Here is a 24,163-nt window from a genome sequence, read left to right as displayed (position 1 = left end):
CTATTTTCGCGAGGAGCTAACTTCATGAGTACCGCAATCAGTGAAACCCGCCGTCTAACCGTACCCGACATCAGGGCTTGCAAGGGCAACCGCAAGATCGTGTCGTTGACCGCGCACAATCGATCGCTCGCTGAAATCGTTGACGAATTTGTCGACGTTATCCTGATGGGGGATTCGACCGCGATGGTTGCCTACGGGCAGCCCAACACACTGGATTTCACTTTGGATCAGACGATCCAACACAGTCGCGCGGTAGTGCGTGCTACACGTCGCGCGTGTGTGGTGGCTGATCTGCCGTTCGCCTCCTATCAGGAGTCGCCGGCTCAGGCTTTCCGCAGTGCAGCGCGGTTGATGAAGGAAGCGAATGTCGCAGCGGTAAAAGTGGAAGGTAATGCGGCCATGGCGCCCACCGTGCAGTTTCTGGTGGAGCGGGGCATTCCAGTGATGGCGCATATCGGGTTGATGCCCCAGTTCGTCAACACCATGGGTGGGTTCAAAGCCCAAGGTATGGATGAGCAATCGGCAGACTCTATCTGTGAGGCAGCCATGGCGATGGAATCAGCAGGGGCCTTTTGCATCGTGCTGGAGGGGGTGGCAGAGCCGCTGGCCCGAGAGTTGACCGAGGTACTGCGCGTGCCGACGATCGGAATCGGGGCCTCGCCCGCGTGCGATGGCCAGGTGCTGGTGATCGAAGATATCCTGGGTCTTGGTGGTGAGTTCGTACCGCGTTTCGCTAAACGTTATGTCGATGCCCATGCTGTTATCCGCGATGCAGTGGGGCAGTACGCATCGGATGTCCGCAATGGCTGCTTTCCTGAACTCTCGCACTGCTTTGGAGTGAAACGCTGACATTAATACTGCTTGACTCGGAATGCTCGGCAAGCGTCCGAGCTACCCCCTCTTAAAACTCAGACCTTAAGGGGATTGCGCGCAGACTGATAGAGGAAGTCTATGCACAAGCAGGGTCGCTTCAGCTTCGCTGCGGCTGACGAACGCGCCGGCATCCATTTCCCGCTCTATCATGGTCGCCCGGGGTTTTGCTTCGAGCTGGGTATTGAATGTGTGTGTCTGTTGGGGTCAACCTTTACGTCTGATTTGGGCGTGCCATTGGTGGGGGCCTTTCTTTCTAAACCTCGCCATCGCTTTTCGCACTGTGCCAAAAATGTGCCATTAACCTTTCAGGAACGCCCATGGACGCTGTCAAACCCGCTCTGATCCGCGAGACCTTTCCCGTTGGGCCGTTGCAGTGCAACTGCACGATCATCGGTGATCCGATCACCAAGAAGGCCATCGTTGTCGATCCGGGTGGCAATCATGAGTTGATTCTGGCGCGGCTCGAGGCGTTGGGGTTGAAGGTGGTGAGCATCATTCATACACACGCGCATCTGGATCACTTCCTTGCGTCGGGCCAGTTGAAAGAGAAAACCGGCGCGACGTTGCACCTGCATAAAGAGGATCAGTTCCTTTGGGACAATCTGGAGATGCAGTGCCAGATGTTCAGGGTGCCATACACGCCGGTGCCATCGCCGGATCGTTGGTTGGCCGATGATGAAGAGCTTGCCTGCGGTTGTGGCGTGGCATTGCACACGCCGGGTCATACACCGGGTTCCATGAGCTTTTGGTTTTCTGAGGCTAAGCTGCTGATTACCGGCGACACGCTGTTTCGTCGCGGGGTAGGGCGTACGGACTTGTGGGGCGGTGATCAGGCGACCATCGTGCGTTCGATCAAGCAGCGTTTGTACACCCTTGATGAAGAGGCGACAGTCATCACCGGACACGGTCCCGATACTCGTCTGGGCGATGAAATGCGTGAAAATCCTTTTGTGCGGGCCTGATTTTCCGGGCTGCGTAATGGCCTGATGGAATTTTTGCCTTAGGTCGTGTTCCAACGCCCGCAGGGGTCTATTGCCAACGTCCGTTGCACCACAGAATGTAAAAGTAGGAGCTCTCCATGTTCACCTCGAGTCGTTTGATTATTGTCGCTACTGCCGTGGCCATGCTGGCTGGCTGTGCCAACCAGAACCCGTATGACAATCAGGGGCAGGCCGACAGCGGCTCCACGGGCATGAGCAAAACCGCCAAGTACGGCGGCTTGGGTGCGCTGGCCGGTGCTTTGGCCGGTGCAGCCATCGACCACAACAACCGTGGCAAGGGCGCGCTGATTGGCGCCGCTGTTGTCGGTGCTTCCGCCGCCGGTTACGGTTACTACGCTGACCAGCAGGAAAAGAAACTGCGCGCCAGCATGGCCAACACCGGGGTTGAAGTGCAGCGTCAAGGCGATCAGATCAAGCTGATCATGCCGGGCAACATTACGTTCGGTACCGACTCGGCAAACATCGCTCCAAGCTTCTACCAGCCGCTGAACAACCTGGCCGGTTCGCTTAAAGAGTTCAATCAGAACCAGATTGAAATCGTCGGCTACACTGACAGCACCGGCAGCCGCCAGCACAACATGGACCTGTCCCAGCGTCGTGCTCAAAGCGTGGCAACTTACCTGACGTCGCAAGGTGTCAGCGGTGCCAACCTGTCGGCACGTGGTGCCGGTCCGGATAACCCGATTGCCAGCAATGGCGATGTCAATGGTCGGGCGCAGAACCGTCGTGTAGAGGTTAACCTCAAGGCGATTCCGGGTCAGCAGTATGGCCAACCTGCCCAGCAGCAAGGTCAGCAGTACCAGTAACAAAAAACCTGACTGAACCCCAGGTGTAAAAAGCCCGCCCGATTCTCAGCAGATCGGGTGGGCTTTTTTTTTGGTTCTTCACGGATTACCGGGAAACACAGCAACAAAAAAGCCCTCGGACATCACCTGTCCGAGGGCTTTTTTTATGTCGCGTGAAACCGGGTTATTTCTTCAAGCCGTAATGCTCGTCGAGCATGCCAGGGGAGTTCGGCATTTTCGGCGCGTAATCGCGTGGCGGCTCCTGATTGCGTGGCGGCGTCAGACGTTCCCGTGGCGCTTGCACGGCGGCCTCGGAGTGCAGGGCGGCCAGCAGGCGTTGGCGAGTCTGTTCGTCCAGGGCCAGGCGGTTGGCACCCTCGGCGAGGTGGTCTTGCACTTCCTGATAGCTCTGAGTGAGCTTCTTGACCAGCGTTGCGGTGCTGTTGAAGTGGGTGACCACTTCATTCTGATAGTTGTCAAAACGTTCCTGAATGTCATCCAGCTGACGTTGCGTGCTGCTAGGCGCGGCATTCGGCAGAAGGCGGGCGATCAGGAAACCAATGGCGACACCGGCAACCAGGGCAAGAGTCGGCAACAACCAAACTAAGAGCGAGTGTTCCACGAGTCCTTCCTCTATAAACGGCTTTGCTTTACGTTAACGGCTCGGACCTGCGCTGTATACCGCGACGAGATCGCAATCATGCCAGGCACAGACTTTTAGCTAGACGAGTCGACCCTTCGAGAGGTCACGGAGTTCCTTCCTTGCTTATGCGTGAAACCCCTGTATTGATTGATGGCCCGGTGGGCCAACTGGAAGCCTTGTACCTGGACTCCCCCGAGCCACGTGGCCTGGCGCTGATCTGTCACCCCAATCCGGTGCAGGGCGGCACCATGCTCAATAAAGTCGTTTCGACCTTGCAGCGCACTGCCCGCGACGCCGGTTTGATCACATTAAGATTTAATTACCGTGGCGTCGGTGCGAGCGCCGGCACGCATGACATGGGCACCGGCGAAGTCGATGACGCTCAAGCCGTGGCCGAATGGTTTCGCGCCAAACACCCTGGTTTGCCGATGACCCTGTTCGGTTTCTCGTTCGGTGGTTTCGTTGCGGCGAGCCTCGGCGGACGCCTGGAAGCCAAGGGCGAGCAGCTCAAGCACGTGTTCATGGTCGCGCCGGCGGTGATGCGTCTGGGCGATCAGGATCAGCTGCCGCAGCACGGCGAACTGACGCTGATCCAGCCAGAATCCGACGAAGTCATCGATCCGCAACTGGTTTACGATTGGTCTGACGCCCTCGATCGCCCCCATGAGCTGCTGAAAGTGGCAGAATGCGGACACTTTTTTCACGGCAAGCTGACCGATCTCAAGGATCTGATCCTGCCGCGCCTTTCGAATTGATTGCAGTCTGATAAGCGATTACCCATGACTACTCGTACGCGTATCCTCACCGGCATCACCACCACCGGCACCCCGCACCTGGGCAATTACGCCGGCGCGATCCGTCCGGCGATCCTCGCCAGCCGCGACAGCAATGCCGATTCGTTCTACTTCCTGGCGGACTACCACGCCCTGATCAAGTGCGATGACCCGCTGCGCATCCAGCGCTCGCGTCTGGAAATCGCCGCGACCTGGCTGGCCGGTGGCCTGGATGTGGATCGGGTAACGTTTTATCGCCAGTCCGACATCCCGGAAATCCCTGAGCTGACCTGGCTGCTGACCTGCGTCGCCGCCAAGGGCCTGCTCAACCGTGCGCACGCCTACAAGGCCTCGGTGGACAAGAACGTCGAAGCCGGTGAAGACCCGGATGCCGGCATCACCATGGGCTTGTACAGCTACCCGGTGCTGATGGCGGCGGACATTCTGATGTTCAACGCGCACAAGGTTCCGGTCGGTCGCGATCAGATCCAGCACGTGGAAATGGCCCGCGACATCGGCCAGCGCTTCAACCACCTGTTTGGCCAGGGCAAGGAATTCTTCACCATGCCGGAGGCGCTGATTGAAGAAAGCGTCGCCACGCTGCCGGGCCTCGATGGCCGGAAGATGTCGAAAAGCTACGACAACACCATTCCGTTGTTCTCCAGCGCCAAAGAGATGAAGGACGCGATTTCGCGGATCGTCACCGACTCCCGTGCGCCGGGCGAAGCCAAGGATCCGGACAACTCGCACCTGTTCACGCTGTTCCAGGCTTTCGCCACTCCGGCGCAGGCCGACGAGTTCCGCAGCGAACTGTTGCAGGGCCTGGGTTGGGGCGAGGCAAAGAATCGTCTGTTCCAATTGCTCGACAACGAGCTGGGCGAGTCCCGCGAGCGTTACTACCAACTGATCGATCGCCCGGCAGACCTCGAAGACATTCTGCAGCACGGTGCCGCCAAGGCTCGCGCCGTGGCCACGCCGTTCCTCAACGAGCTGCGTGAAGCGGTCGGCCTGCGTTCTTTCGTCAAGCAGACGCAAGTAGCGGCCACCACCAAGAAGAAAGCCGCGAAAGCCGCACGTTTTGTCAGCTTCCGTGAAGACGACGGCAGCTTCCGCTTCCGCCTGCTGGCGGCCGATGGCGAGCAACTGCTGTTGTCGCGCAACTTCGCTGACGGCAAAACCGCAGGCCAGGTGACCAAGCAACTGCAATCCGGCCAGGCGCTGGACGTTCGCAGTGAAGACCTGAGCTTCAGCGTCTGGCTCGAAGGCGAGTGCGTTGCCGACAGCCCGGCGTTTGCTGACAGCACTGCGCGGGATGTCGCCATCGACGCCTTGCGGGTTGCGTTGACGCCTGTTCAGGAATAATCAACGGCTCGGCCCGACCAAGGGCTGATTGCCATTCTCAAGGGTCGTCGCTACAGTGTCGGCCCGTTTTTGTTGCCTTGCTAACGAATTATGACGCCCCTAGAACGATATCAAGCTGATCTGAAACGCCCGGAATTCTTCCATGACGCCGCCCAGGAAACTGCCGTGCGTCATTTGCAGCGCCTGTACGACGATCTGGTCGCGGCCTCGCAGAACAAACCCGGCCTGCTCGGCAAACTGTTTGGCAAGAAAGACCAGGCGCCGGTCAAGGGCCTGTACTTCTGGGGCGGCGTAGGTCGCGGCAAGACTTACCTGGTCGACACCTTCTTTGAAGCGCTGCCGTTCAAGGAAAAGGTCCGCACTCACTTCCACCGCTTCATGAAGCGCGTGCACGAAGAGATGAAGACTCTCGGCGGCGAGAAAAACCCGCTGACCATCATCGCCAAGCGTTTCTCCGACGAAGCGCGGGTGATCTGTTTCGATGAGTTCTTCGTGTCCGACATCACCGACGCGATGATCCTCGGCACTTTGATGGAAGAGCTGTTCAAGAACGGCGTGACCCTGGTCGCGACTTCGAACATCGTACCGGACGGTCTGTACAAGGACGGTCTGCAACGTGCGCGCTTCCTGCCAGCCATCGCGCTGATCAAGCAGAACACCGACATCGTCAACGTCGATAGCGGCGTCGACTACCGTCTGCGTCACCTTGAGCAAGCCGAGCTGTTTCACTCCCCGCTCGACGAAGCGTCCCATGAGAGCCTGCGCAAAAGTTTCCGCGCACTCACGCCGGAATGCACTCAGGCCATCGAGAACGATGTGCTGATCATCGAGAACCGTGAGATCCGTGCCGTGCGTACGTGCGACGACGTGGCCTGGTTCGACTTCCGCGAACTGTGCGACGGCCCGCGTAGCCAGAACGACTACATCGAACTCGGCAAGATCTTCCACGCCGTGTTGCTCAGCGGCGTAGAGCAGATGAGCGTCACCACCGACGACATCGCCCGACGTTTTATCAACATGGTCGACGAATTCTACGACCGTAACGTCAAGCTGATCATTTCCGCTGAAGTCGAGCTCAAAGACCTCTACACCGGCGGTCGCCTGAACTTCGAGTTCCAGCGCACCCTCAGCCGTCTGCTGGAAATGCAGTCCCACGAGTTCCTGGCGCGGGCGCACAAGCCGTAGGACGTTTCGGAAAATAAAAAAGGGCCTGCATAGCAGGCCCTTTTTTATGCGTCAGTTTTGAAACCGGATGTCGTCGTTGAGATAGCGGGTCAGCTCATCTAGTCGCTGGCAGCCAACGAGCAGCCAAAGCAGGATTCTGGCTTTGCGCGGACAAAGAAATCCAGCCATCGCTGCGCCTCTACGGATCAGATCCATCTCGCTGCCGATGAAGCCGTAGGAGGATTGAGCGGTGGGGCCTGATCCGGTCCGGGTCGCAATGATGACCGGGATTTCTTTTGCGATTGCTTCGACGGCGTCAGCCCAGCGCTCTGAGACGTGTCCTGCGCCGAAACCGGCAATCACCAGCCCGTCGTAACCCAGTTCAAGGATGTTTTCCAACATCAAGGTGTCGGCAGACAGAGATGCTTCCAGCATGGCAATCGTCTGTGTTGTCTGTTGTGGCAAGGGTAAAGGCTTCCGGCGGGACGGCTGGCGTAGATAGCGGACGGCTCCCTCCAGGAGCATCCCTGCGGGACCCGTGACTGGGGAGGAAAACGCCTGCAACGCCAATGAATCGGTTTTGCGGACGACGCTCGCTTGGTGAACCTGGCCGTTCATTACCACTAGAACGCCTCGCTGACGGCTGTTTTCAGCCCGTGCGACTCGGCAAGCATCCAGCAGATTCGCCGGACCATCGGCCCCTGCCTGGGCTGCCGAACGCATGGCGCCGGTCAGAACCAGTGGTTCGTCGTGGTCCCATAAGTAGTCGAAAAATGTTGCGGTTTCTTCGAGGGTGTCCGTGCCCTGAGTGATGACAACGCCAATAGCGCCTTGCTCAATCTGGTATCTCGCCCAGGAAAGGACGCTCAGCAAGAACTCGAAATCCAGTGAGGCACTTGGGAATAGGCCGAGTGTTTCAACGGTCACCCGGGCCAGTTCCTTCAGTTCCGGTACTGAGGCCAGCAGGGTTTCACCGTTGACGGTCGGGATAACACCTTCACCAGCATGCCTGGCTTGCATGCTCACGGTACCGCCGAGCGCCGCAATAGCCAGTTTGGGGAGGTTCATGTCATACCTCGTTCGATTGGGTGTGATTAAAAAGGTGGCTGTACCCGGTCTTGAGCGACAGGACTTCGGTACAGCTGAATGGGAGAAGTGCGGCATGAAATTTATTGGGTTATGAGGAACCCGATTAGCGGAACGATCAGCAAGGTGCTGATGGCCATGGACAGGACATTCCCTATGTAGGGGTGCATATCAGCCGGTAACCTCTTGGCAATCACACACGCCAAAGGTGGCGCGATGAGTGCCCCTAGCAGCGCACTTGATCCTATTACCTGCCAACTGCCGCCATAGGTCAGAACCGCCGCCGGCACTACGGACACCAGCGGAATGTAGGTGGGATACCAGCCGCGCAATATCCATTGTCGACGCCAGATCACCACGCCTAAAGCTGAGGTTAAAGCCTGCGCTCCGATCAGTTGTGGCAGCAAACCTGAGCCGTATACCGGACTCATGGGGTTCAAGGTGTATGCCAGCAATGCACCCAGTAACAATCCGAGGCTGGCCAGTTCATTGCCAAAGAAGGGCGCTTCCGAAAAGTCTGCCAACACCCGGCGCAGGCTCCAGAAGATTCCGTAGTCGGGCGTCTTTGATCGGGCAGGTGTGGCCGCAGAATCGGATGACTCCTCAGATGGGGCGGATTGCTCGGACTTCACCAGGCTCGGCACGTAACGACAGAGTAGAAAGGCAAAGACGCTGGCGGCGGCCATGCCCGTGACATTGCCGATCACGGCTGGCAGGCCCAGTGGATTGCAGACGTAGTTAACGATTAGTAAACACATCGGGGTGACAAGAATGGCACCCATGATGGCTCCGTTGATCGTCACTTTCCAGCCACCGCCAAACATCAGCACCATCGCCGCTGGCAGTGAAACAAAGGCTGCGAACGTCGGTTGCCAATGGGTAGCCGTGACCGTCCAGCCCCACAGCAGGTTACTCAACAGCAGTCCAAGCAGCGAACTGGTGATCAGCCACGGCCATAGCCCGCTGCCATAGGAGATTGCAAAGCCTTGCCAGGATTTCCCCGTTCGATTGGCCCAGTAAGCCAGATAGGCTCCCGCCAAGAGTCCAATAGAGGCGAACTCGTGTTTGTAGAATGCAACCTCGCTGATGTCTCCCAGTACCCAGCGCAACCAGGCACTCGGCTCGGGGAGGCTCGTCACCATGTGACTGTAGTCTGGCCAATGGGCTGACCAGGAAGAGCGGTTGGTGAGTGAAAGCCAGAAAATCAGCAGTGTCGTGCCGATCATGAGGAGGATGATCGCAGTATCAAACGGCGATCTGCCGACAAGCCGATTTAACCGATGTTTTTCGGTTGTGGTGTCCATGAGTGATGACCCCCTTATCAGCGCGGGAGACAAGGGTGTTGGGTGTAACCAAGCATTTGATCGTAGAGATCGGCTCGACGATCGCGATGCAGATCGTTCAAGTTGTTCCAGATGGGTGCGCTACGGGAGCTGGTCAGGTCGATGTCGGCAAACAGGATTTCCTGCTTGTCCGCTGAAGCTACTGCGCCAATCGGCCAGCCATTGGTGCCGGCAATCAGTGAGCAGCCCAGGTATCGGGCGCCTCGTTCTTCGCCGATCCGGCTGGCGGCGGCAATAAACACGTTGTTGACGTGAGCTGCCGTCATCGTCAGATACGAAGCCATGCATTTGCCGGCGTCATCGAACAGCGGCGGAGGCGTCCAGACCCAGTTGTTCAAACTGCAAATGATGTCCGCGCCTTGCTGACTCAGGATGCGCGGCACTTCCGGGAACCAGATATCCCAGCAGATCAACAATCCGATACGGCCTATTGGTGTATCAAAAACCGGGAAGCCCAGGTCGCCTGGAGTGAACCAGAGTTTTTCCAGGTTCCACAAATGGGCTTTCCGATATTTCCCGATAAAACCGTCAGGTCCGACAAGAATGCCGGTGTTGAAGAGCCGCATGCCGTCGCGTTCGGTCAGGCCGGCCACGAGGTAAACCTTGTGTTTGCAGGCGAAATCTACCCAGCTCTGCGTACTCGGTCCGCCGGGAACCGCCTCGGAATGGTCGAAAGCATCCTGCCGATTGCTGAAGAAATAGCCGGTATTTGTAAGCTCGGGCATAACGATGAGATTTGCCCCTCCATTGACCGCTTGTAGCGCCAGTTCCAGGCTGTGATGCAAATTCCCTTCACGATTCTCTATGCCGACTTGTGGGTCGAATTGCACGACTGCGACACGAACAGGACTCGTTGATTCACTCATTTACGCTGACCTCTTATTATTGTTTTTCAACCTGTGTAGTTGTGCGTTTATAAGAGTTGAACCGGTGAGTGAGCGAAAGTCAGCGGCTTCCGTTAAGCGTGTAGTCCTTTTCCCAAGATGAACAAGGTTGAGCCAATACACAGCGTGCATCGACTCTTTTAGCGGGGAAAGTCTAGGTCAGGTCCTGAGTTTGTATTCTGGATAGTCACTCATGGTAAATCCGCCATTGAATGTAGCTTCGGTTTTATTGCAGATATGAATGACTGCATCGACGGCACCTCGAAAGCAAGGCTCTGTCCAGCCGGCATCGACTGAAAAAGACTCGCCAGAAAAATAGAGGCCAGAAATATGTGAAAAATCTCTGTTGTACTTCATCAAGCCCACTGCGTCGTAGTAGGTTCCGGGCCTGTACAACTTTGCACACCCCAAAGCATTTTTATCGGTCATCCAGCGTTGGACGACTGCTTGATCAATGCCAATATAGGGAGAAATTTTTTCCTGGATATTGGCGGAGTTCATAAGGATTCGATCAAGCTCTTTTGCGCATTTCGTAACCAGCTCTTTGTCAGTGAAGGACGCGAGTTTGGTTGCGTCATCCTCCCATGTGTAACTCAGAAGGATGCAGTCATAATTATAGTTGTCGTTATAGCGATAGGTATAAATGTCGTGAATGAAACTGTCTGTGACTATGGCTTGTGGGATTTTGGTGTTTTTTGATAAGAATGATTTTTTTAATGGTGCATAGACTTTGCAACTGGTTTCCCAGTGAGCGGTTTTATAGGCATTGATCGTTTCGAATGGAAGCATTTCTTGATTGAAGTCCTCGAGCTTGATTCGAGTTTCGATCAGCCATGAGGGAAGGGTCATGATGATTGAATCAAAGTCGTCGAATAATTCCTGAGTTTGCCCGGGGTGGCTCGATTTCCAGTTGTAGTAGACGCGTATTTTTTGATTGTCCAGTTTTTTCAGTTTTGTGACGGACGAGTCCGTGAGGAAACCATTACTGCGCTCAAGGCAGTGTTCGTAGAAGGATTTTCCGGTTTCGTCTGTTTTCATGAATAACAGGCATTCATCCAAAGAGGCGAGCCCGATATAGCGAGGTCTGTCGAAAACCAGCCCCTTGGAGTCAAAAACGGCTTCGCTGTGCAGGTGTGGTGAGGCTATCGGTTCACCGGTCGCGTCCACTCGGCCATGAATCAGTTGCAGTTGGCTGCTGAATCCAAAAATTGCCGTACGCAGGGGATAAAGCGAGCAGACATCGTAGAAGGCGCCCCAGCTACCGTCACCGATGCCTATCGAATAGAAAATGGCGGACTCGTCCGGGGACATTCCCATCCCGCCGAAGTCTCCTGGCGAGCTTTCATGCCAAGCGTCTACTATTGGCATGCTGACCAGGTCACGAAAAGAAATGCCCTCGTATTTCTTGACGATACCAGCCCACATGGCTTCCCACCGTTGGCTGGCATAAACCTCTGCTACGTGGCGGGTCATGCGGTCAGCAAATGCTTTCCACTTGGCGTAAACCCGTTGAAGCTCCTCGCCAGGAGGTGGTGTCATGCCGTCTTCATTTGTCCATATCAACATCTGTGGAGTAGCGCTGCCTCCCATGCTTCCTTCTCGAAGATAGATGCCAGTCGACGTTACCCACTGGCTTCCGGGATTTGGGAAGTCTGAAATAGCCAAGTCAAACTCCTTGGCGTAGTAAGCCATCAGAGACTTACCTTCTTTAGGCGGTTCGTCTGCTGTGTTGAAGAAAGGCATGCGCATCGCCCCCATTTCAAAGGGAGTATGACTTTTTACGGAGTTTCGGCTTCCGGGGATTGTAAGGTGTCTGCCGCCTATGCGTTTGGATTGTTCTATAAGCGTTATATTGGTAAAGCCGCAACGATAAAGCTCCCTGGCGGCAGTGAGCCCAGTCACACCTGCACCAATGATGCATATTTTATGATGTGGGTTGGGCGCGTTTGCGATGCCGTTTTTTTGTTCTACCAATGCTCGATAGTCAAAACATAAGTCTGGCGGGTTCGGAAAGCGAGCGCTCCACTTGTTGTTCGATGAGCGCTTTGTTCGAGTAATATCTTTAGCAATATGTGAGGGGTAGTTGTAACTAGAGCCGATGGTCATTGTTGATCTTCCCTGATGTGTGCATATTTTGTTTGCAGGGATGTATGTTGAAGTCTTGAACAGTCGGCTAACAAGTGTAAATCTGAGTTATCCATCACTCTGGTTTCCGATTTACTCGTAGGATAAAGGCTCGCGAAGCGAGGTGTTGCGTTTAGATCGCAATGTCGAGTTTGAATTGTTAGTTACATAAAGCTTCTGAAGCAGGCGCCGCTCCTCAGCCGTCTGCTGGAAATGCAGTCCCACGAGTTCCTGGCGCGGGCGCACAAGCCGTAACGGTCCACATAAGGCATGGTTGACCCTTTCCTTGGGTCAACCGCGCCTTCATTGCACCGCCGGGGCCGGGAATTCCAGCAGGTCCCCGTCGTTCGGGATCAGCAGGCGCGACTCGATGCCGGCCTGTCGGGCGGCGCTGGCCAGTGACTGGCGCGTCACGGGGCAGTGGCTGAGCGCTTCAAGGTGATTGGCGACCACTGTGCCTGAAGACTGCCGAGTGAATGCCAGCACCTCATCAATCCCCATGATGATGTCCCCACCCAAATCGAATCGCGCACCGCCTGCCGGTACCACCGAAACGTCTGGCCGATGCCGTGCAACGAATGCCTGAACGGCAGGCGTGAGCAGCGTATCGCCCGTCAGGTAGAGGCTGGGCTCGCCAGGCATTTCAATCAAATAGCCCACGCCATGCTCCATCATCTTGCCTACCAGTCCCCGTCCATGGGTGCAGCGAATCGTGCGGATCTGGCCGCCGAGGAACGCGCTCGGTTGCTCGTGATCGGCCGGTAAGGGCTGCACATTCAACTCATGCTCGGCCAGATGGGCGGCGTCGTGCGGTGTGCAGATGACCGGAGTTTGAGTCTCGCGCAGCCACTTTTTCGCGGCGCGATCCAGATGGTCGAAGTGTCCTTTCTGGCAATGGGTGATCAGGCAATGAGTGACGGACTCCAGTGCGGCCATGGCCGAGTCGGGTAGCTCGACCAGAGGGTTGCGGTCTCGTGCGCTGAAAATGCGCAAGGGTGGAAGTGCGTGTTTTCGCGCCAGCATCGGGTCGACCAAGATGCGATGAGGGCCGAGCTCGACAATAATTGTCGCGTTGCGTAGCTGATGAATCTTCATGGCGATTCCTCTGGGAAGAAGCGCCATTGTGTCCAGTCGCGTTGCATCACAGAATGGCAGGCCCGGACATAATTGATTCGATTTCAGCCATGACGCCACCTCTTCGAATCGGCTTGCTGCTTTTCCCTCGTTGCATGCCAGCGGGCTTGTTGGCATTTGCCGATTTGCTGCACGCCGCCAATCGTCGTGCTTCGCGGGTGTTCTTTGAAACACGCTTCGTTGCAATGCAGGCCGGTACGGTTGAATGCGCTCAAGGCTTGTCATTACAGGTGGGCAGCGCGTTGGCGGAGGCTGACATTGACGCGCTATTGATCCCCGGTTTTTGGGCCGAGTCGGCACAGCAGGTTGGTGATACGTTGGCCGCCAATGCCTCTTTGGTCGCGGCTTTGTCGGCACGCTCGAAGAAACAGCAGTTGTGGAGTTATTGCACGGGTGTCTGTTTGTTGGCTGCAAGCGGGAGGCTGGACGGTCAGCCAGCAACGGTGACGTGGTGGCTGGCAGACGTTATGGTGCAGCGGCATAAAGCCGTGAAGTGGCAAAGCGAACGTCACAGCATCATTAACGAACGGACGGCTACCGCGTCGGGTGTGAACGGTTACTTGCCCATCGCTCAGGCCTTGATCGAGCGGTATGTCAGCGCGGAAGTGTTTCGCGATCTCACCAAGCTGATGGTGCTTGCGCGCCCGGCCCAGGCGCATAGCGCCTTTGCGGCCATGAGTTTGATTGAGCAGTCGAGCAAGCTGTTACGCCAGTTGCATGCACTGGTTGAGCAGTTGCCGGCCGAACAGATAACCGTGCAGCGGTTGGCGGAGCAGCTCGGCATGTCCGAACGCACCCTGTCGCGTAAGGTGAGCAGCGAAACCGGTGTCGCCGTTGCGACCTATGCTCGCTGCATCAAGCTGAATCAGGTCAGCGAGCGCCTGATCCTCACGTCCGCAGCGGTCAACACGATCAGTGCTGAATTGGGTTTCAGCAGCGACTCCAACCTGCGGCGCATGTTCAAGGAACTGACAGCGTTGACTCCGCTGGAGTACCGGCAGCAGTTCGGGCGGTATTGAAAAGTCGGGTTCGCCTTGCGCACGATCGTCCCACGCAGAGCATGGGAACGATCGGCTGTGTGATTACGCCGCTTGCTGAAACTGCTGCCGATACTGGTTCGGCGACAACTCGGTGTGCTGGCGGAACAGCCGGGCGAAGAAGCTCGCGTCGTCGTAGCCGACTTCATAGCTGATGGTCTTGATGCTTTTACGGCTGGCGGACAGCAAGCCCTTGGCGGTTTCGATGCGCAACCGTTGCAGGTAGTGCAGCGGCTTGTCGCCAGTGGCGGTCTGGAAGCGCCGCATGAAGTTGCGGATGCTCATGCCATGTTCGCGGGCGACGTCTTCGAAGCGAAACTTGTCGGCAAAATGCTCTTCGAGCCAGTGCTGGATCTGCAGGATGATCACATCCTGGTGCAGCTTCTGTCCGCCGAAGCCGATGCGCCCTGGCGAATAACTGCGCTGCACTTCATACAGAATGTCGCGGGCCACGGCCTGGGCCACGTTGGCCCCGCAGAAGCGCTCGATCAAATAAATGTAGAGGTCGCAGGCCGAGGTGGTGCCGCCGGCGCAGTACAGGTTGTCGGCGTCGGTCAGGTGCTTGTCCTGATTGAGCTGAACGTTGGGGAAGCGCTCTTCGAAGGCGTTGAAGAAACGCCAGTAAGTGGTCGCTTCCTTGCCATCGAGCAAGCCCGCCTCGGCGAGCCAGAACACTCCGGTGGCTTCACCGCAGAGCACCGCGCCGCGTGCGTGTTGCTCGCGCAGCCACGGCAGCACCTGTGGATAACGCTTGCAGAGCGTATCGAAATCGTCCCAGAACGCCGGGAGGATGATGATGTCGGCGTTTTCCAGGCCGCCATCCACCGGCATGATCACATCGCTGAAGCTGTTGACCGGTTTGCCGTCGGGGCTGACCAGGCGGGTTTCGAACGCCGGGGTCAGGCCGTGGCCCAGTTGTTTGCCGTAACGCAGGCTGGCCAGATGGAAGAAATCCTTGGCTTGCATGAGGGTAGAAGCAAAAACCCGATCGATTGCCAGGATGCTGACGCGCCGCAGGGGCGTGGAGAGTTGGATAGACATATTCAATTTATTCTTATAGGGGAAAGTGGTCACCAAGCGGCTGGATCGTCTTATTTTTTGTCTGATGTGTCCAGTGTCCTGTTATCAACTGGAGGCTTAGGCTCAGGGATTCAATAGCGACCCACAATAACCACAGGTGCCCCGATGATCCCCAGAACCTTGTTCAGTTCCGAGCACGAGCTGTTTCGCGACAGCGTACGAACCTTCCTCGAAAAAGAAGCCGTGCCGTTTCATGCGCAGTGGGAAAAACAGGGCTACATCGATCGCACGCTGTGGAACAAGGCGGGGGAGGCGGGGATGCTCTGCTCCCATCTGCCGGAAGCGTACGGTGGGTTCGATGCGGACTTCCTCTACAGCGCGGTGGTGATCGAAGAGGTTGGTCGACTGGGGTTGACCGGTATCGGTTTCTCTCTGCATTCGGACATCGTGGCGCCGTACATCCTGCATTACGGCAGTGAAGTGCTGAAGCACAAATACCTGCCGAAACTGGTTTCGGGTGAAATGGTTACTGCGATTGCCATGACCGAGCCGGGCGCCGGATCCGACCTGCAAGGGGTGAAAACCACAGCGCTGCTGGACGGCGACGAGTACGTGATCAACGGTTCGAAAACCTTCATCACCAACGGCTTTCTCGCGGACCTGGTGATTGTCGTGGCCAAGACTGATCCCAAGGCCGGGGCCAAGGGCACCAGTCTGTTTCTGGTGGAGGCGAACACCCCGGGCTTCGAAAAGGGCAAGCGCCTGGAAAAGGTCGGGATGAAGGCGCAGGACACCTCGGAGCTGTTTTTTCAGGACGTCCGTGTGCCCAAGGAAAACCTCTTGGGGCAGGCCGGGATGGGGTTCGCCTATCTGATGCAGGAATTGCCGCAGGAACGTCTGACGGTCGCCATCGGCGGTTTGGCCTCAGCCGAGGCGGCGTTGCAGTGGACCCTGGATTACACCCGCGAGCGCAAGGCGTTCGGCAAGGCGATTGCGGACTTTCAGAACACCCGTTTCAAACTGGCGGAGATGGCCACGGAGATTCAGATTGGTCGGGTCTTCGTCGACCGCTGTCTGGAGCTGCACTTGCAAGGCAAGCTCGATGTGCCGACGGCGGCGATGGCCAAATACTGGGGCACCGACCTGCAATGCAAGGTGCTCGACGAGTGCGTGCAGCTGCATGGCGGTTACGGCTTCATGTGGGAATACCCGATCGCCCGGGCCTGGGCGGATGCGCGGGTGCAGCGGATTTATGCCGGGACCAATGAAATCATGAAGGAGATCATCGCGCGGTCGCTGTAATGCCGCGTGATCGTTCCCACGCTCTGCGTGGGAATGCATCCCGTGACGCTCTGCGTCACATTCAGAAGCGGGCGCGGAGCGTGGGAACGATCAGTGCAGGTTACGGTGCCGGGTTCGGGTGATCCTTGTGAATCGCCTCGATCCCCGCCAGCACTTCATCCGATAGTTTCAGGTCGAAACTGGCAATGTTGCTGTCCAGTTGTTCCAGCGTGGTCGCGCCAATGATGTTGCTGGTGACGAACGATTGCCGGGTCACGAACGCCAGGGCCATTTGTGCCGGGTCCAGGCCGTGTTCACGGGCCAGTGCCACGTAACGGCTGCACGCGGCTTCCGACTGCGGGTTGAAGTAGCGGCTGAAGCGGCTGTAAAGGCTCAGGCGAGCTTTTGCCGGACGCGCCCCGCCTTCGTACTTGCCGGACAGAAAACCAAACGCCAGCGGCGAATAGGCGAGCAGCCCGCATTGTTCGCGGATGGCGATTTCCGACAGGCCGATTTCAAAGCTGCGGTTGAGCAGGTTGTAGGGGTTCTGGATCGACACCGCACGCGACCAGCCGCGGGCTTCGGCCAGCGCGAGGAACTTCATGGTGCCCCACGGCGTTTCGTTGGACAGGCCAATGTGGCGGATCTTGCCGGCCTTGACCTGTTCGTCGAGTGCTTCGAGGGTGTCTTCCAACGGGGTCAGGTTGACTTCGCTCTTGTGCGTGTAGCCCAGCTGACCGAAGAAATTGGTGCTGCGCTCCGGCCAGTGCAGTTGGTAGAGGTCGATATAGTCGGTCTGCAAGCGCTTGAGGCTGGCGTCCAGGGCCTGGACGATGTGTTCGCGGTTGTGTTTGAGGTGGCCGCCGCGAATGTAGTCGATGGTGTTGCCGGGGCCGGCGATCTTGCTCGCCAGAATCCAGTCGGCGCGATCGCCACGACTCTTGAAGTAATTGCCGATGAAGCGTTCGGTGGTGGCGTAGGTTTCGGCTTTGGGCGGCACCGGGTACATCTCGGCGGTGTCGATGAAATTGATCCCGGCGCTCTTGGCTCGTTCAATCTGTGCGAAAGCCTCTGCCTCGCTGTTTTGCTCGCCCCAGGTCATGGTCCCGAGGCAGATTGCACTCACGTTCAGATCGGTACGGCCCAGCTGTCGATAGTCCATCGGGTAGTCCTTGGCGGAAAACAATCATAAAAGCAGGTTGAATTTTTTTTCGCAATCTGCATAATTGCGCACCTCTTTCTGCAGTGGAAGTGATGCGCCGCCTGCCGAAGAATCTTGCCGTTGAACGGACGCGCCGACCCGAGCCCCCGATAGCGTCTGTACCCGGCTGCCTTTGACTTGTCAAAGTACGCACTATTCAGTAAGATCCGCCGTCTAAATTTACAGGGCGGCCCCTGAGGCTATAAAGAATGAAAACTTTTACTGCTAAACCGGAAACAGTAAAGCGCGACTGGTTTGTCGTCGACGCTGCTGGTCAGACCCTGGGTCGTCTGGCCACCGAGATCGCGAGCCGTCTGCGTGGCAAGCACAAGCCTGAGTACACTCCTCACGTTGACACCGGCGACTACATCGTCGTTATCAATGCCGAGCAGATTCGTGTGACCGGTGCTAAAACCACCGACAAAATCTACTACTCCCACTCCGGTTTCCCGGGCGGCATCAAGTCGATCAACTTCGAAAAGCTGATCGCTAAAGCCCCTGAGCGCGTGATCGAGACCGCGGTCAAAGGCATGCTGCCTAAGAACCCGCTGGGTCGCGACATGTATCGTAAGCTGAAAGTCTATGCGGGCGCTGCTCACCCTCATACTGCTCAGCAGCCCCAAGAACTGAAGTTTTAACGGAATAGTTCATTATGTCGGCGACTCAAAATTACGGCACTGGCCGTCGCAAGACCGCAACCGCACGCGTTTTCCTGCGTCCGGGCACTGGTAACATCTCCATCAACAACCGTTCCCTGGATAATTTCTTCGGTCGCGAAACTGCCCGCATGGTAGTTCGTCAGCCGCTGGAATTGACTGAGACTGTCGAGAAGTTCGACATCTACGTCACCGTGATCGGTGGTGGTGTAAGTGGTCAAGCTGGCGCAATCCGCCACGGTATCACTCGCGCTCTGATGCAGTACGACGAAACTCTGCGCGGTGCTCTGCGCAAAGCCGGCTTCGTTACTCGTGACGCACGTGAAGTTGAACGTAAGAAAGTTGGTCTGCGTAAAGCGCGTAAGCGTCCGCAGTACTCGAAGCGTTAATTCGCTTTCGCGTTCAAAGCGCCCAGTCTCCTCGCGGAGCTGGGCGTTTTTTTTGCTTAAAGATTTATGATGTGACAACTTGCCACATCCGTAGAGCCCCTATACTACAAGGCTTGGCGCTGACCCTGGATGGTAATTACCTTGTCAGAACTGGGGCTTTTCATTACCATTCTGCAAAATTTTTATAAGTTCAGATTTTTACTTAGTAGATGCCTGATTTAACAGGCCACAAAGCTGATGGGAGAGGACTGAATGAGCAATGACGGCGTGAATGCAGGCCGGCGTCGCTTCTTGGTAGCAGCCACATCCGTGGTGGGTGCTGCAGGAGCGGTGGGGGCTGCGGTCCCGTTCGTGGGGTCATGGTTTCCCAGTGCCAAGGCGAAAGCCGCAGGTGCACCGGTGAAAGTGAATGTCAGCAAAATCGAACCAGGTCAGCAGATGATTGCTGAATGGCGCGGTCAGCCGGTATTCATCGTCCGCCGTACGCAGGAGATTTTGGGGAATCTTGCAAAGATCGAGGGTGACCTCTCTGATCCAGACTCCAAGAATTCGGTACAGCCAACTTACGTGGACCCCAAGACGCGCTCGATCAAGCCGGAAGTTCTGCTGCTGATCGGTATTTGCACGCACTTGGGTTGCTCTCCGACCTTCCGCCCAGAAGTAGCGCCCGCCGATCTCGGCCCGAAATGGGTAGGTGGTTATTTCTGCCCTTGCCACGGTTCCCACTACGATCTGGCTGGCCGCGTCTTCAAGTCGCAACCCGCGCCTTTGAATCTGCCAGTTCCCCCGCATTCCTATGAGTCGAACGACATCATTGTCATCGGCGTCGATACGGAGAAAGCGTGATGAGCAAGTTCATGGATTGGGTTGATGCGCGCTTTCCTGCCACTAAAATGTGGGAAGACCATCTCAGCAAGTACTACGCCCCGAAGAACTTCAACTTCTTCTATTTCTTTGGCTCCCTGGCACTGTTGGTTCTGGTTAACCAGATCGTAACCGGTGTCTGGCTGACCATGAGCTACACCCCGTCGGCGGAAGAGGCATTCGCCTCCGTCGAATACATCATGCGCGACGTCGAGTACGGCTCGATCCTGCGTCTGCTGCACTCCACCGGCGCTTCGGCGTTCTTCATCGTGGTTTACCTGCATATGTTCCGTGGCCTGCTCTACGGTTCGTACCAGAAGCCGCGTGAGCTGGTGTGGGTCTTCGGCATGCTGATCTACCTGGCGCTGATGGCTGAAGCCTTCATGGGCTACCTGCTGCCGTGGGGCCAGATGTCCTACTGGGGCGCCCAGGTGATCATCTCGCTGTTCGGTGCGATCCCGGTCATCGGTAATGACCTGACCCAGTGGATCCGTGGTGACTACCTGATTTCGGGCATCACCCTGAACCGCTTCTTCGCCCTGCACGTTGTCGCCTTGCCGATCGTGATTCTCGGTCTGGTGGTGCTGCACGTTCTGGCGCTGCACGAAGTCGGCTCGAACAACCCGGACGGCGTGGACATCAAGAAACACAAGGACGAAAACGGCGTACCGCTGGACGGCATTGCCTTCCACCCGTACTACACCGTGAAAGATATCGTCGGCGTGGTGGTGTTCCTGTTCATCTTCTGCGCGATCGTGTTCTTCTTCCCGGAAATGGGCGGTTACTTCCTCGAGAAGCCGAACTTCGAAGTGGCGAACGCCTTCAAGACTCCGGAACACATTGCCCCGGTCTGGTACTTCACCCCGTTCTACGCGATTCTGCGTGCGGTTCCGGACAAGCTCCTGGGTGTTGTGGCCATGGGTGCTTCGATTGCCTTGCTGTTCGTCCTGCCCTGGCTCGACCGTAGCCCGGTCAAGTCCATGCGCTACAAGGGCTGGCTGAGCAGGATCTGGCTCTGGGTGTTCTGCATCTCCTTCGTGATTCTTGGCTGGCTGGGCGTCATGGCGCCTACCCCGGAACGCACGTTGCTGTCGCAGGTCTGTACCTTCCTGTACTTCGCCTACTTCATTCTGATGCCGTTCTACACCAGGCTCGAGAAGACCAAACCGGTTCCGGAAAGGGTGACTGGCTGATGAAAAAGCTATTTGCTGTACTGATTCTTGCTGCGTTGCCTGTCTTGTCCTTCGCGGCCGAGCACGGCGGTCCAGAGCTCGAAAAAGTCGATATCGACGTCTCCGATAAAGCGGCAATGCAAGATGGCGCGCGTACGTTCGCCAACTACTGCATGGGTTGCCACAGTGCCAAGTTCCAGCGCTATGAGCGCGTTGCCGACGATCTGGGGATTCCTCACGATCTGATGCTGAAGAACCTGGTGTTCACGGGCGCCAAGATCGGTGACCACATGAGCATCGGCATGCAGCCGGCAGACGCCAAGTCCTGGTTCGGCGCTGCGCCGCCCGACCTGACGCTGGTGGCTCGCGTTCGTGGTACTGACTGGCTCTACGGCTACCTGCGGTCGTTCTATGAAGACCCGACTCGTCCTTGGGGTGTGAACAACAAGGTGTTCCCGAACGTCGGTATGCCTAACGTTCTGGTCGGCCTGCAGGGTCGTCAGGTGGTAGGCTGCAAACAAGTTCAAATCGTCGAAGGCGGCAAGAAGCAGTATGATCCTCTGACCGGCACGCCGCTGACTCATGAAGCGTGCGATCAGCTGACCATCGTGCCAAAAACCGGTGCTCTGAACGAGCAGCAGTTCGACGAGAAGGTCAAGAATCTGGTGACCTTCCTGGCCTATTCGGCCAACCCGGTGAAGCTGCAGCATCAGCGCATCGGTACCTATGTGTTGCTGTACCTGGCGTTCTTCTTCGTATTCGCTTACCTGCTCAAGCGTGAATACTGGAAAGACGTGCATTGATAAAGCTTTAAGTAATTGCTGTTAATCGCGCGCGCCCAAGGGTGTCTCTGAACGTGTAACGAGTCTGGTCATCCAGACGTTACGGGAGGCGCCCTTTGGGCGCGCGCGTTTTTCCGCTCCCGATAATTTCTACAAGCGAGGAGGACCGCCATGGGCGTGACCAATCGGTTGGCCTGTTACTCCGACCCCGCCGACCACTATTCCCACCGAGTGCGTATCGTACTGGCAGAGAAGGGTGTCAGCGCCGAGATCATCAGTGTGGAGGCGGGTCGTCATCCGCCAAAACTGATCGAAGTGAACCCTTACGGCAGCTTGCCCACCCTGGTCGATCGTGACCTGGCGTTGTGGGAGTCGACCGTGGTGATGGAATATCTGGATGAGCGTTACCCGCATCCACCGTTGCTGCCGGTTTATCCGGTGGCGCGTGCCAACAGTCGTCTGCTGATTCACCGTATTCAACGTGACTGGTGTGTTCTGGTGGATCTGATTCTGGATTCGCGGACCAAGGAGCCGGCACGTGTGCAGGCTCGCAAGGAATTGCGTGAGAGCCTGACTGGCGTTTCGCCGCTGTTCGCCGACAAGCCGTTTTTCTTGAGTGAGGAACAAAGTCTGGTGGATTGTTGCCTACTGCCAATACTCTGGCGCTTACCGATTCTGGGTATTGAACTGCCGCGGCCTGCCAAGCCGCTGCTTGATTACATGGAGCGCCAGTTTGCGCGTGAGGCTTTCCAGGCGAGTCTGTCTGGTGTCGAACGCGATATGCGCTGAGGCTTAAGGAGCCGCTATGAACTCCAGTCGACCTTATTTGGTCCGCGCGCTCTATGAGTGGATTGTGGACAACGATTGCACCCCGCACCTGCTGGTCAATTCCGAGTATCCGTCGGTGCAGGTGCCGCAAGGCTTTGCCAGCGACGGGCAAATTGTCCTGAACGTATCGCCTGCGGCGGTGCGCCATCTGCACATGGATAATGATGCGGTCAGCTTTGAAGGGCGCTTCGGTGGCGTGCCGCATACGCTGTACGTGCCTATCGCTGCGATCCTCGGCATTTACGCCCGGGAGAACGGTCAGGGCATGGTGTTCGATCTGGAATCGCCTATGGAGGACGAGGAAGAGATCGAGCCGGATGATGATCTTCCACCACCCGACAGCGAGCCACCGCGTCCAAGCGGCAGGCCAAGCCTGAAGGTAGTGAAGTAATAAAAAAGGCGACCTGCAACGGTCGCCTTTTTTGTGCCTGCTCTTCTGTAGGTCTGTAGGAGCAAAGCTTGCTCGCGATGGCGGCCTCAAGGACGCCATCGCCGGCAGCCGTGCTCCGGCAGGGGCGCGGCAGGTATCAGTCGATGTACTCGAACAGCTTCACAATCTTCTGTACGCCAGAAACGCCCTGCACCAGGTTGGTGGCCTGTTCGGCTTCCTGTTTGGTCAGCAGCCCCAGCAAGTAGACGATACCGTTCTCGGTCACGACCTTGATGCGCGAGCCCGGGATGCTGGCGTCGGCGAGCATCTGGGTTTTGATCTTGGTGGTCAGCCAGGCATCGTTATTGCGGGCCAGTATCGACGAAGGCTGCATTATTTGCAGTTCGTTGTGCACGGTTTTTACCCGCTGAACCGCAGCGGCGGCTTGACCGGCCAGTTCCTTGAGGTCGGGGCTTGGTGTTTGCCCGGCGAGCAGCACCACACCGTTGAAGCTGGTGACGATGATGCGCGAGCCCTGGGCCAGGCCCGGGCTGGCCTTGGCCACGTTCACGTCGACCTTGGTTTCGATCAGGGAATCGTCGATCTTGCTGCCGAAGGTGCGAGTGCCGCGATCGTCTTCAATGGGGGTTTCGCGGGTCGCGGTGAGTACCGAGCTGCAACCGCTGATGCCCAGGCTTAGAGTCAAGGCCAGAAGGCCAAGGCGATTAAGGGTCATTCTTCACTCCCGAACAGTTGGCTGTCGATCAAGTCGCAAAGACAGTGGATCGCCAGTAGGTGGACTTCCTGAATACGTGCAGTGACATTGGCCGGCACGCGTATTTCGACGTCTTCGGGCAATAACAGCGATGCCATGCCGCCGCCATCGCGTCCGGTCAATGCTACGACAATCATTTCGCGATCATGTGCTGCCTGGATCGCTTGAATAATGTTTGCCGAGTTGCCGCTGGTGGAAATCGCCAGCAGCACGTCGCCGGGTTGGCCGAGCGCGCGGATCTGTTTGGAGAAGATTTCGTTGTAACTGTAGTCGTTGGCGATCGAGGTGATCGTCGAACTGTCGGTCGTCAGTGCAATCGCCGGCAAGCTCGGGCGTTCGCGCTCGAAGCGGTTGAGCAGTTCGGAGGAGAAGTGTTGTGCGTCACCGGCTGAACCGCCGTTGCCGCACGAGAGCATTTTGCCTTCGTTGAGCAGGGCGTTGACCATCACCTGGCTGGCTTGCTCGATGTGCGGTGCAAGTACGTCCATCGCCTGTTGCTTGGTATCGATACTGGCCTGAAAAAGCTGGCGAATTCGCGATTGCATGTCCATCTGTGTGACCTTAAGTAGCGCGGCTTGGTGGCACAGCAATGTGCGGCCCGCAAAGCAAAGAGCAA

General features: G+C 57.0%; 25 protein-coding genes. 15 read left to right on the top strand and 10 right to left on the bottom strand.

Annotation, left to right across the window (positions count from 1 at the left end; all coding sequences use genetic code 11):
- Positions 1–24: 24 nt before the first annotated feature.
- From panB to AC1RJ3_RS12435, 3 genes are all read left to right on the top strand, one after another.
- A complete protein-coding gene (gene panB / locus AC1RJ3_RS12445; RefSeq protein ID WP_054595686.1) occupies positions 25–849 on the top strand; it encodes a 3-methyl-2-oxobutanoate hydroxymethyltransferase in 825 nt (274 codons plus the stop codon).
- A 341-nt stretch (positions 850–1,190) separates the two neighbouring features.
- Positions 1,191–1,835, top strand: a complete 645-nt coding sequence (locus tag AC1RJ3_RS12440) for an MBL fold metallo-hydrolase (RefSeq protein ID WP_493079173.1) — start codon at positions 1,191–1,193, stop codon at positions 1,833–1,835.
- A 116-nt stretch (positions 1,836–1,951) separates the two neighbouring features.
- A complete protein-coding gene (locus AC1RJ3_RS12435) occupies positions 1,952–2,680 on the top strand; it encodes a YiaD family glycine zipper/OmpA-like lipoprotein (protein WP_054595688.1) in 729 nt (242 codons plus the stop codon).
- Between the two features lie 163 nt (positions 2,681–2,843).
- Here AC1RJ3_RS12435 and AC1RJ3_RS12430 read toward each other — a convergent pair whose 3' ends face one another.
- Positions 2,844–3,281, bottom strand: coding sequence for a Z-ring associated ZapG family protein (locus AC1RJ3_RS12430; RefSeq protein WP_054595689.1), 438 nt, complete (start codon positions 3,279–3,281; stop codon positions 2,844–2,846).
- A gap of 146 nt (positions 3,282–3,427) precedes the next feature.
- On the opposite strand from AC1RJ3_RS12430, the gene AC1RJ3_RS12425 reads away from it, so the two are divergent.
- The 3 genes from AC1RJ3_RS12425 (at position 3,428) to zapE (ending at position 6,622) form a co-directional block, all read left to right on the top strand.
- Entirely contained in the window at positions 3,428–4,057 is a 630-nt protein-coding gene (locus tag AC1RJ3_RS12425; protein ID WP_054595690.1) for an alpha/beta hydrolase, read from the top strand.
- 24 nt (positions 4,058–4,081) lie between these two features.
- Positions 4,082–5,437: a tryptophan--tRNA ligase gene (locus AC1RJ3_RS12420; protein WP_054595691.1), complete on the top strand. Its 1,356-nt coding sequence runs from the start codon at positions 4,082–4,084 to the stop codon at positions 5,435–5,437.
- 90 nt (positions 5,438–5,527) lie between these two features.
- Positions 5,528–6,622, top strand: coding sequence for a cell division protein ZapE (gene zapE / locus AC1RJ3_RS12415; RefSeq protein ID WP_054595692.1), 1,095 nt, complete (start codon positions 5,528–5,530; stop codon positions 6,620–6,622).
- A gap of 51 nt (positions 6,623–6,673) precedes the next feature.
- Here the strand turns inward: zapE and AC1RJ3_RS12410 are convergent, their stop codons facing one another.
- The 5 genes from AC1RJ3_RS12410 to AC1RJ3_RS12390 all read right to left on the bottom strand — a co-directional run bounded on the left by AC1RJ3_RS12410 (position 6,674) and on the right by AC1RJ3_RS12390 (position 13,133).
- Positions 6,674–7,669, bottom strand: coding sequence for an asparaginase (locus AC1RJ3_RS12410; RefSeq protein WP_493079170.1), 996 nt, complete (start codon positions 7,667–7,669; stop codon positions 6,674–6,676).
- Positions 7,670–7,770: 101 nt separating this feature from the next.
- Complete coding sequence (locus AC1RJ3_RS12405; protein ID WP_493079168.1) at positions 7,771–8,991, bottom strand: hypothetical protein; 1,221 nt, start codon at positions 8,989–8,991, stop codon at positions 7,771–7,773.
- A gap of 17 nt (positions 8,992–9,008) precedes the next feature.
- Positions 9,009–9,896, bottom strand: coding sequence for a nitrilase family protein (locus AC1RJ3_RS12400; RefSeq protein WP_054595695.1), 888 nt, complete (start codon positions 9,894–9,896; stop codon positions 9,009–9,011).
- Between the two features lie 177 nt (positions 9,897–10,073).
- Positions 10,074–12,020: a flavin monoamine oxidase family protein gene (locus AC1RJ3_RS12395; RefSeq protein WP_054595696.1), complete on the bottom strand. Its 1,947-nt coding sequence runs from the start codon at positions 12,018–12,020 to the stop codon at positions 10,074–10,076.
- 321 nt (positions 12,021–12,341) lie between these two features.
- On the bottom strand, positions 12,342–13,133 hold the full coding sequence (locus tag AC1RJ3_RS12390; RefSeq protein WP_493079165.1) for an MBL fold metallo-hydrolase: 792 nt from the start codon (positions 13,131–13,133) through the stop codon (positions 12,342–12,344).
- An 89-nt stretch (positions 13,134–13,222) separates the two neighbouring features.
- Here AC1RJ3_RS12390 and AC1RJ3_RS12385 point away from each other — a divergent pair, with 89 nt between their 5' ends.
- On the top strand, positions 13,223–14,191 hold the full coding sequence (locus AC1RJ3_RS12385) for a GlxA family transcriptional regulator (RefSeq protein ID WP_493079163.1): 969 nt from the start codon (positions 13,223–13,225) through the stop codon (positions 14,189–14,191).
- A 63-nt stretch (positions 14,192–14,254) separates the two neighbouring features.
- On the opposite strand, the gene AC1RJ3_RS12380 is transcribed toward AC1RJ3_RS12385, so the two are convergent.
- A complete protein-coding gene (locus tag AC1RJ3_RS12380; RefSeq protein ID WP_173859988.1) occupies positions 14,255–15,151 on the bottom strand; it encodes a GlxA family transcriptional regulator in 897 nt (298 codons plus the stop codon).
- 243 nt (positions 15,152–15,394) lie between these two features.
- On the opposite strand from AC1RJ3_RS12380, the gene AC1RJ3_RS12375 reads away from it, so the two are divergent.
- Complete coding sequence (locus tag AC1RJ3_RS12375) at positions 15,395–16,531, top strand: acyl-CoA dehydrogenase family protein (protein ID WP_103319115.1); 1,137 nt, start codon at positions 15,395–15,397, stop codon at positions 16,529–16,531.
- Between the two features lie 100 nt (positions 16,532–16,631).
- On the opposite strand, the gene AC1RJ3_RS12370 is transcribed toward AC1RJ3_RS12375, so the two are convergent.
- On the bottom strand, positions 16,632–17,672 hold the full coding sequence (locus AC1RJ3_RS12370; RefSeq protein ID WP_493079161.1) for an NADP(H)-dependent aldo-keto reductase: 1,041 nt from the start codon (positions 17,670–17,672) through the stop codon (positions 16,632–16,634).
- Positions 17,673–17,920: 248 nt separating this feature from the next.
- Here AC1RJ3_RS12370 and rplM point away from each other — a divergent pair, with 248 nt between their 5' ends.
- From rplM to AC1RJ3_RS12335, 7 genes are all read left to right on the top strand, one after another.
- Complete coding sequence (rplM, locus tag AC1RJ3_RS12365) at positions 17,921–18,349, top strand: 50S ribosomal protein L13 (RefSeq protein WP_019693576.1); 429 nt, start codon at positions 17,921–17,923, stop codon at positions 18,347–18,349.
- A gap of 14 nt (positions 18,350–18,363) precedes the next feature.
- Positions 18,364–18,756: a 30S ribosomal protein S9 gene (gene rpsI / locus AC1RJ3_RS12360; RefSeq protein WP_002555064.1), complete on the top strand. Its 393-nt coding sequence runs from the start codon at positions 18,364–18,366 to the stop codon at positions 18,754–18,756.
- Positions 18,757–19,008: 252 nt separating this feature from the next.
- Entirely contained in the window at positions 19,009–19,602 is a 594-nt protein-coding gene (gene petA, locus AC1RJ3_RS12355) for a ubiquinol-cytochrome c reductase iron-sulfur subunit (protein WP_019693575.1), read from the top strand.
- Positions 19,602–20,813 (top strand): cytochrome b, encoded by a 1,212-nt coding sequence (locus AC1RJ3_RS12350; RefSeq protein ID WP_054595702.1) that lies wholly within the window; start codon positions 19,602–19,604, stop codon positions 20,811–20,813. The genes petA and AC1RJ3_RS12350 overlap by 1 nt, the downstream gene beginning before the upstream one ends.
- Positions 20,813–21,595: a cytochrome c1 gene (locus AC1RJ3_RS12345; protein WP_054595703.1), complete on the top strand. Its 783-nt coding sequence runs from the start codon at positions 20,813–20,815 to the stop codon at positions 21,593–21,595. Before AC1RJ3_RS12350 ends, AC1RJ3_RS12345 begins: the two co-directional genes overlap by 1 nt.
- A 150-nt stretch (positions 21,596–21,745) precedes the next feature.
- Entirely contained in the window at positions 21,746–22,363 is a 618-nt protein-coding gene (locus AC1RJ3_RS12340; protein WP_103319119.1) for a glutathione S-transferase N-terminal domain-containing protein, read from the top strand.
- Positions 22,364–22,379: 16 nt separating this feature from the next.
- Positions 22,380–22,793 (top strand): ClpXP protease specificity-enhancing factor, encoded by a 414-nt coding sequence (locus tag AC1RJ3_RS12335; RefSeq protein ID WP_054595704.1) that lies wholly within the window; start codon positions 22,380–22,382, stop codon positions 22,791–22,793.
- Positions 22,794–22,929: 136 nt separating this feature from the next.
- Here AC1RJ3_RS12335 and AC1RJ3_RS12330 read toward each other — a convergent pair whose 3' ends face one another.
- Both AC1RJ3_RS12330 and AC1RJ3_RS12325 read right to left on the bottom strand, forming a co-directional pair.
- On the bottom strand, positions 22,930–23,508 hold the full coding sequence (locus tag AC1RJ3_RS12330; protein WP_103319122.1) for a BON domain-containing protein: 579 nt from the start codon (positions 23,506–23,508) through the stop codon (positions 22,930–22,932).
- Entirely contained in the window at positions 23,505–24,098 is a 594-nt protein-coding gene (locus tag AC1RJ3_RS12325) for a phosphoheptose isomerase (RefSeq protein WP_007904374.1), read from the bottom strand. Before AC1RJ3_RS12325 ends, AC1RJ3_RS12330 begins: the two co-directional genes overlap by 4 nt.
- Positions 24,099–24,163 lie beyond the last annotated feature (65 nt).

This window comes from Pseudomonas sp. GW822-FHT04C11, from assembly GCF_058800905.1.
This window is presented reverse-complemented; position numbering and strand designations above follow the sequence as displayed.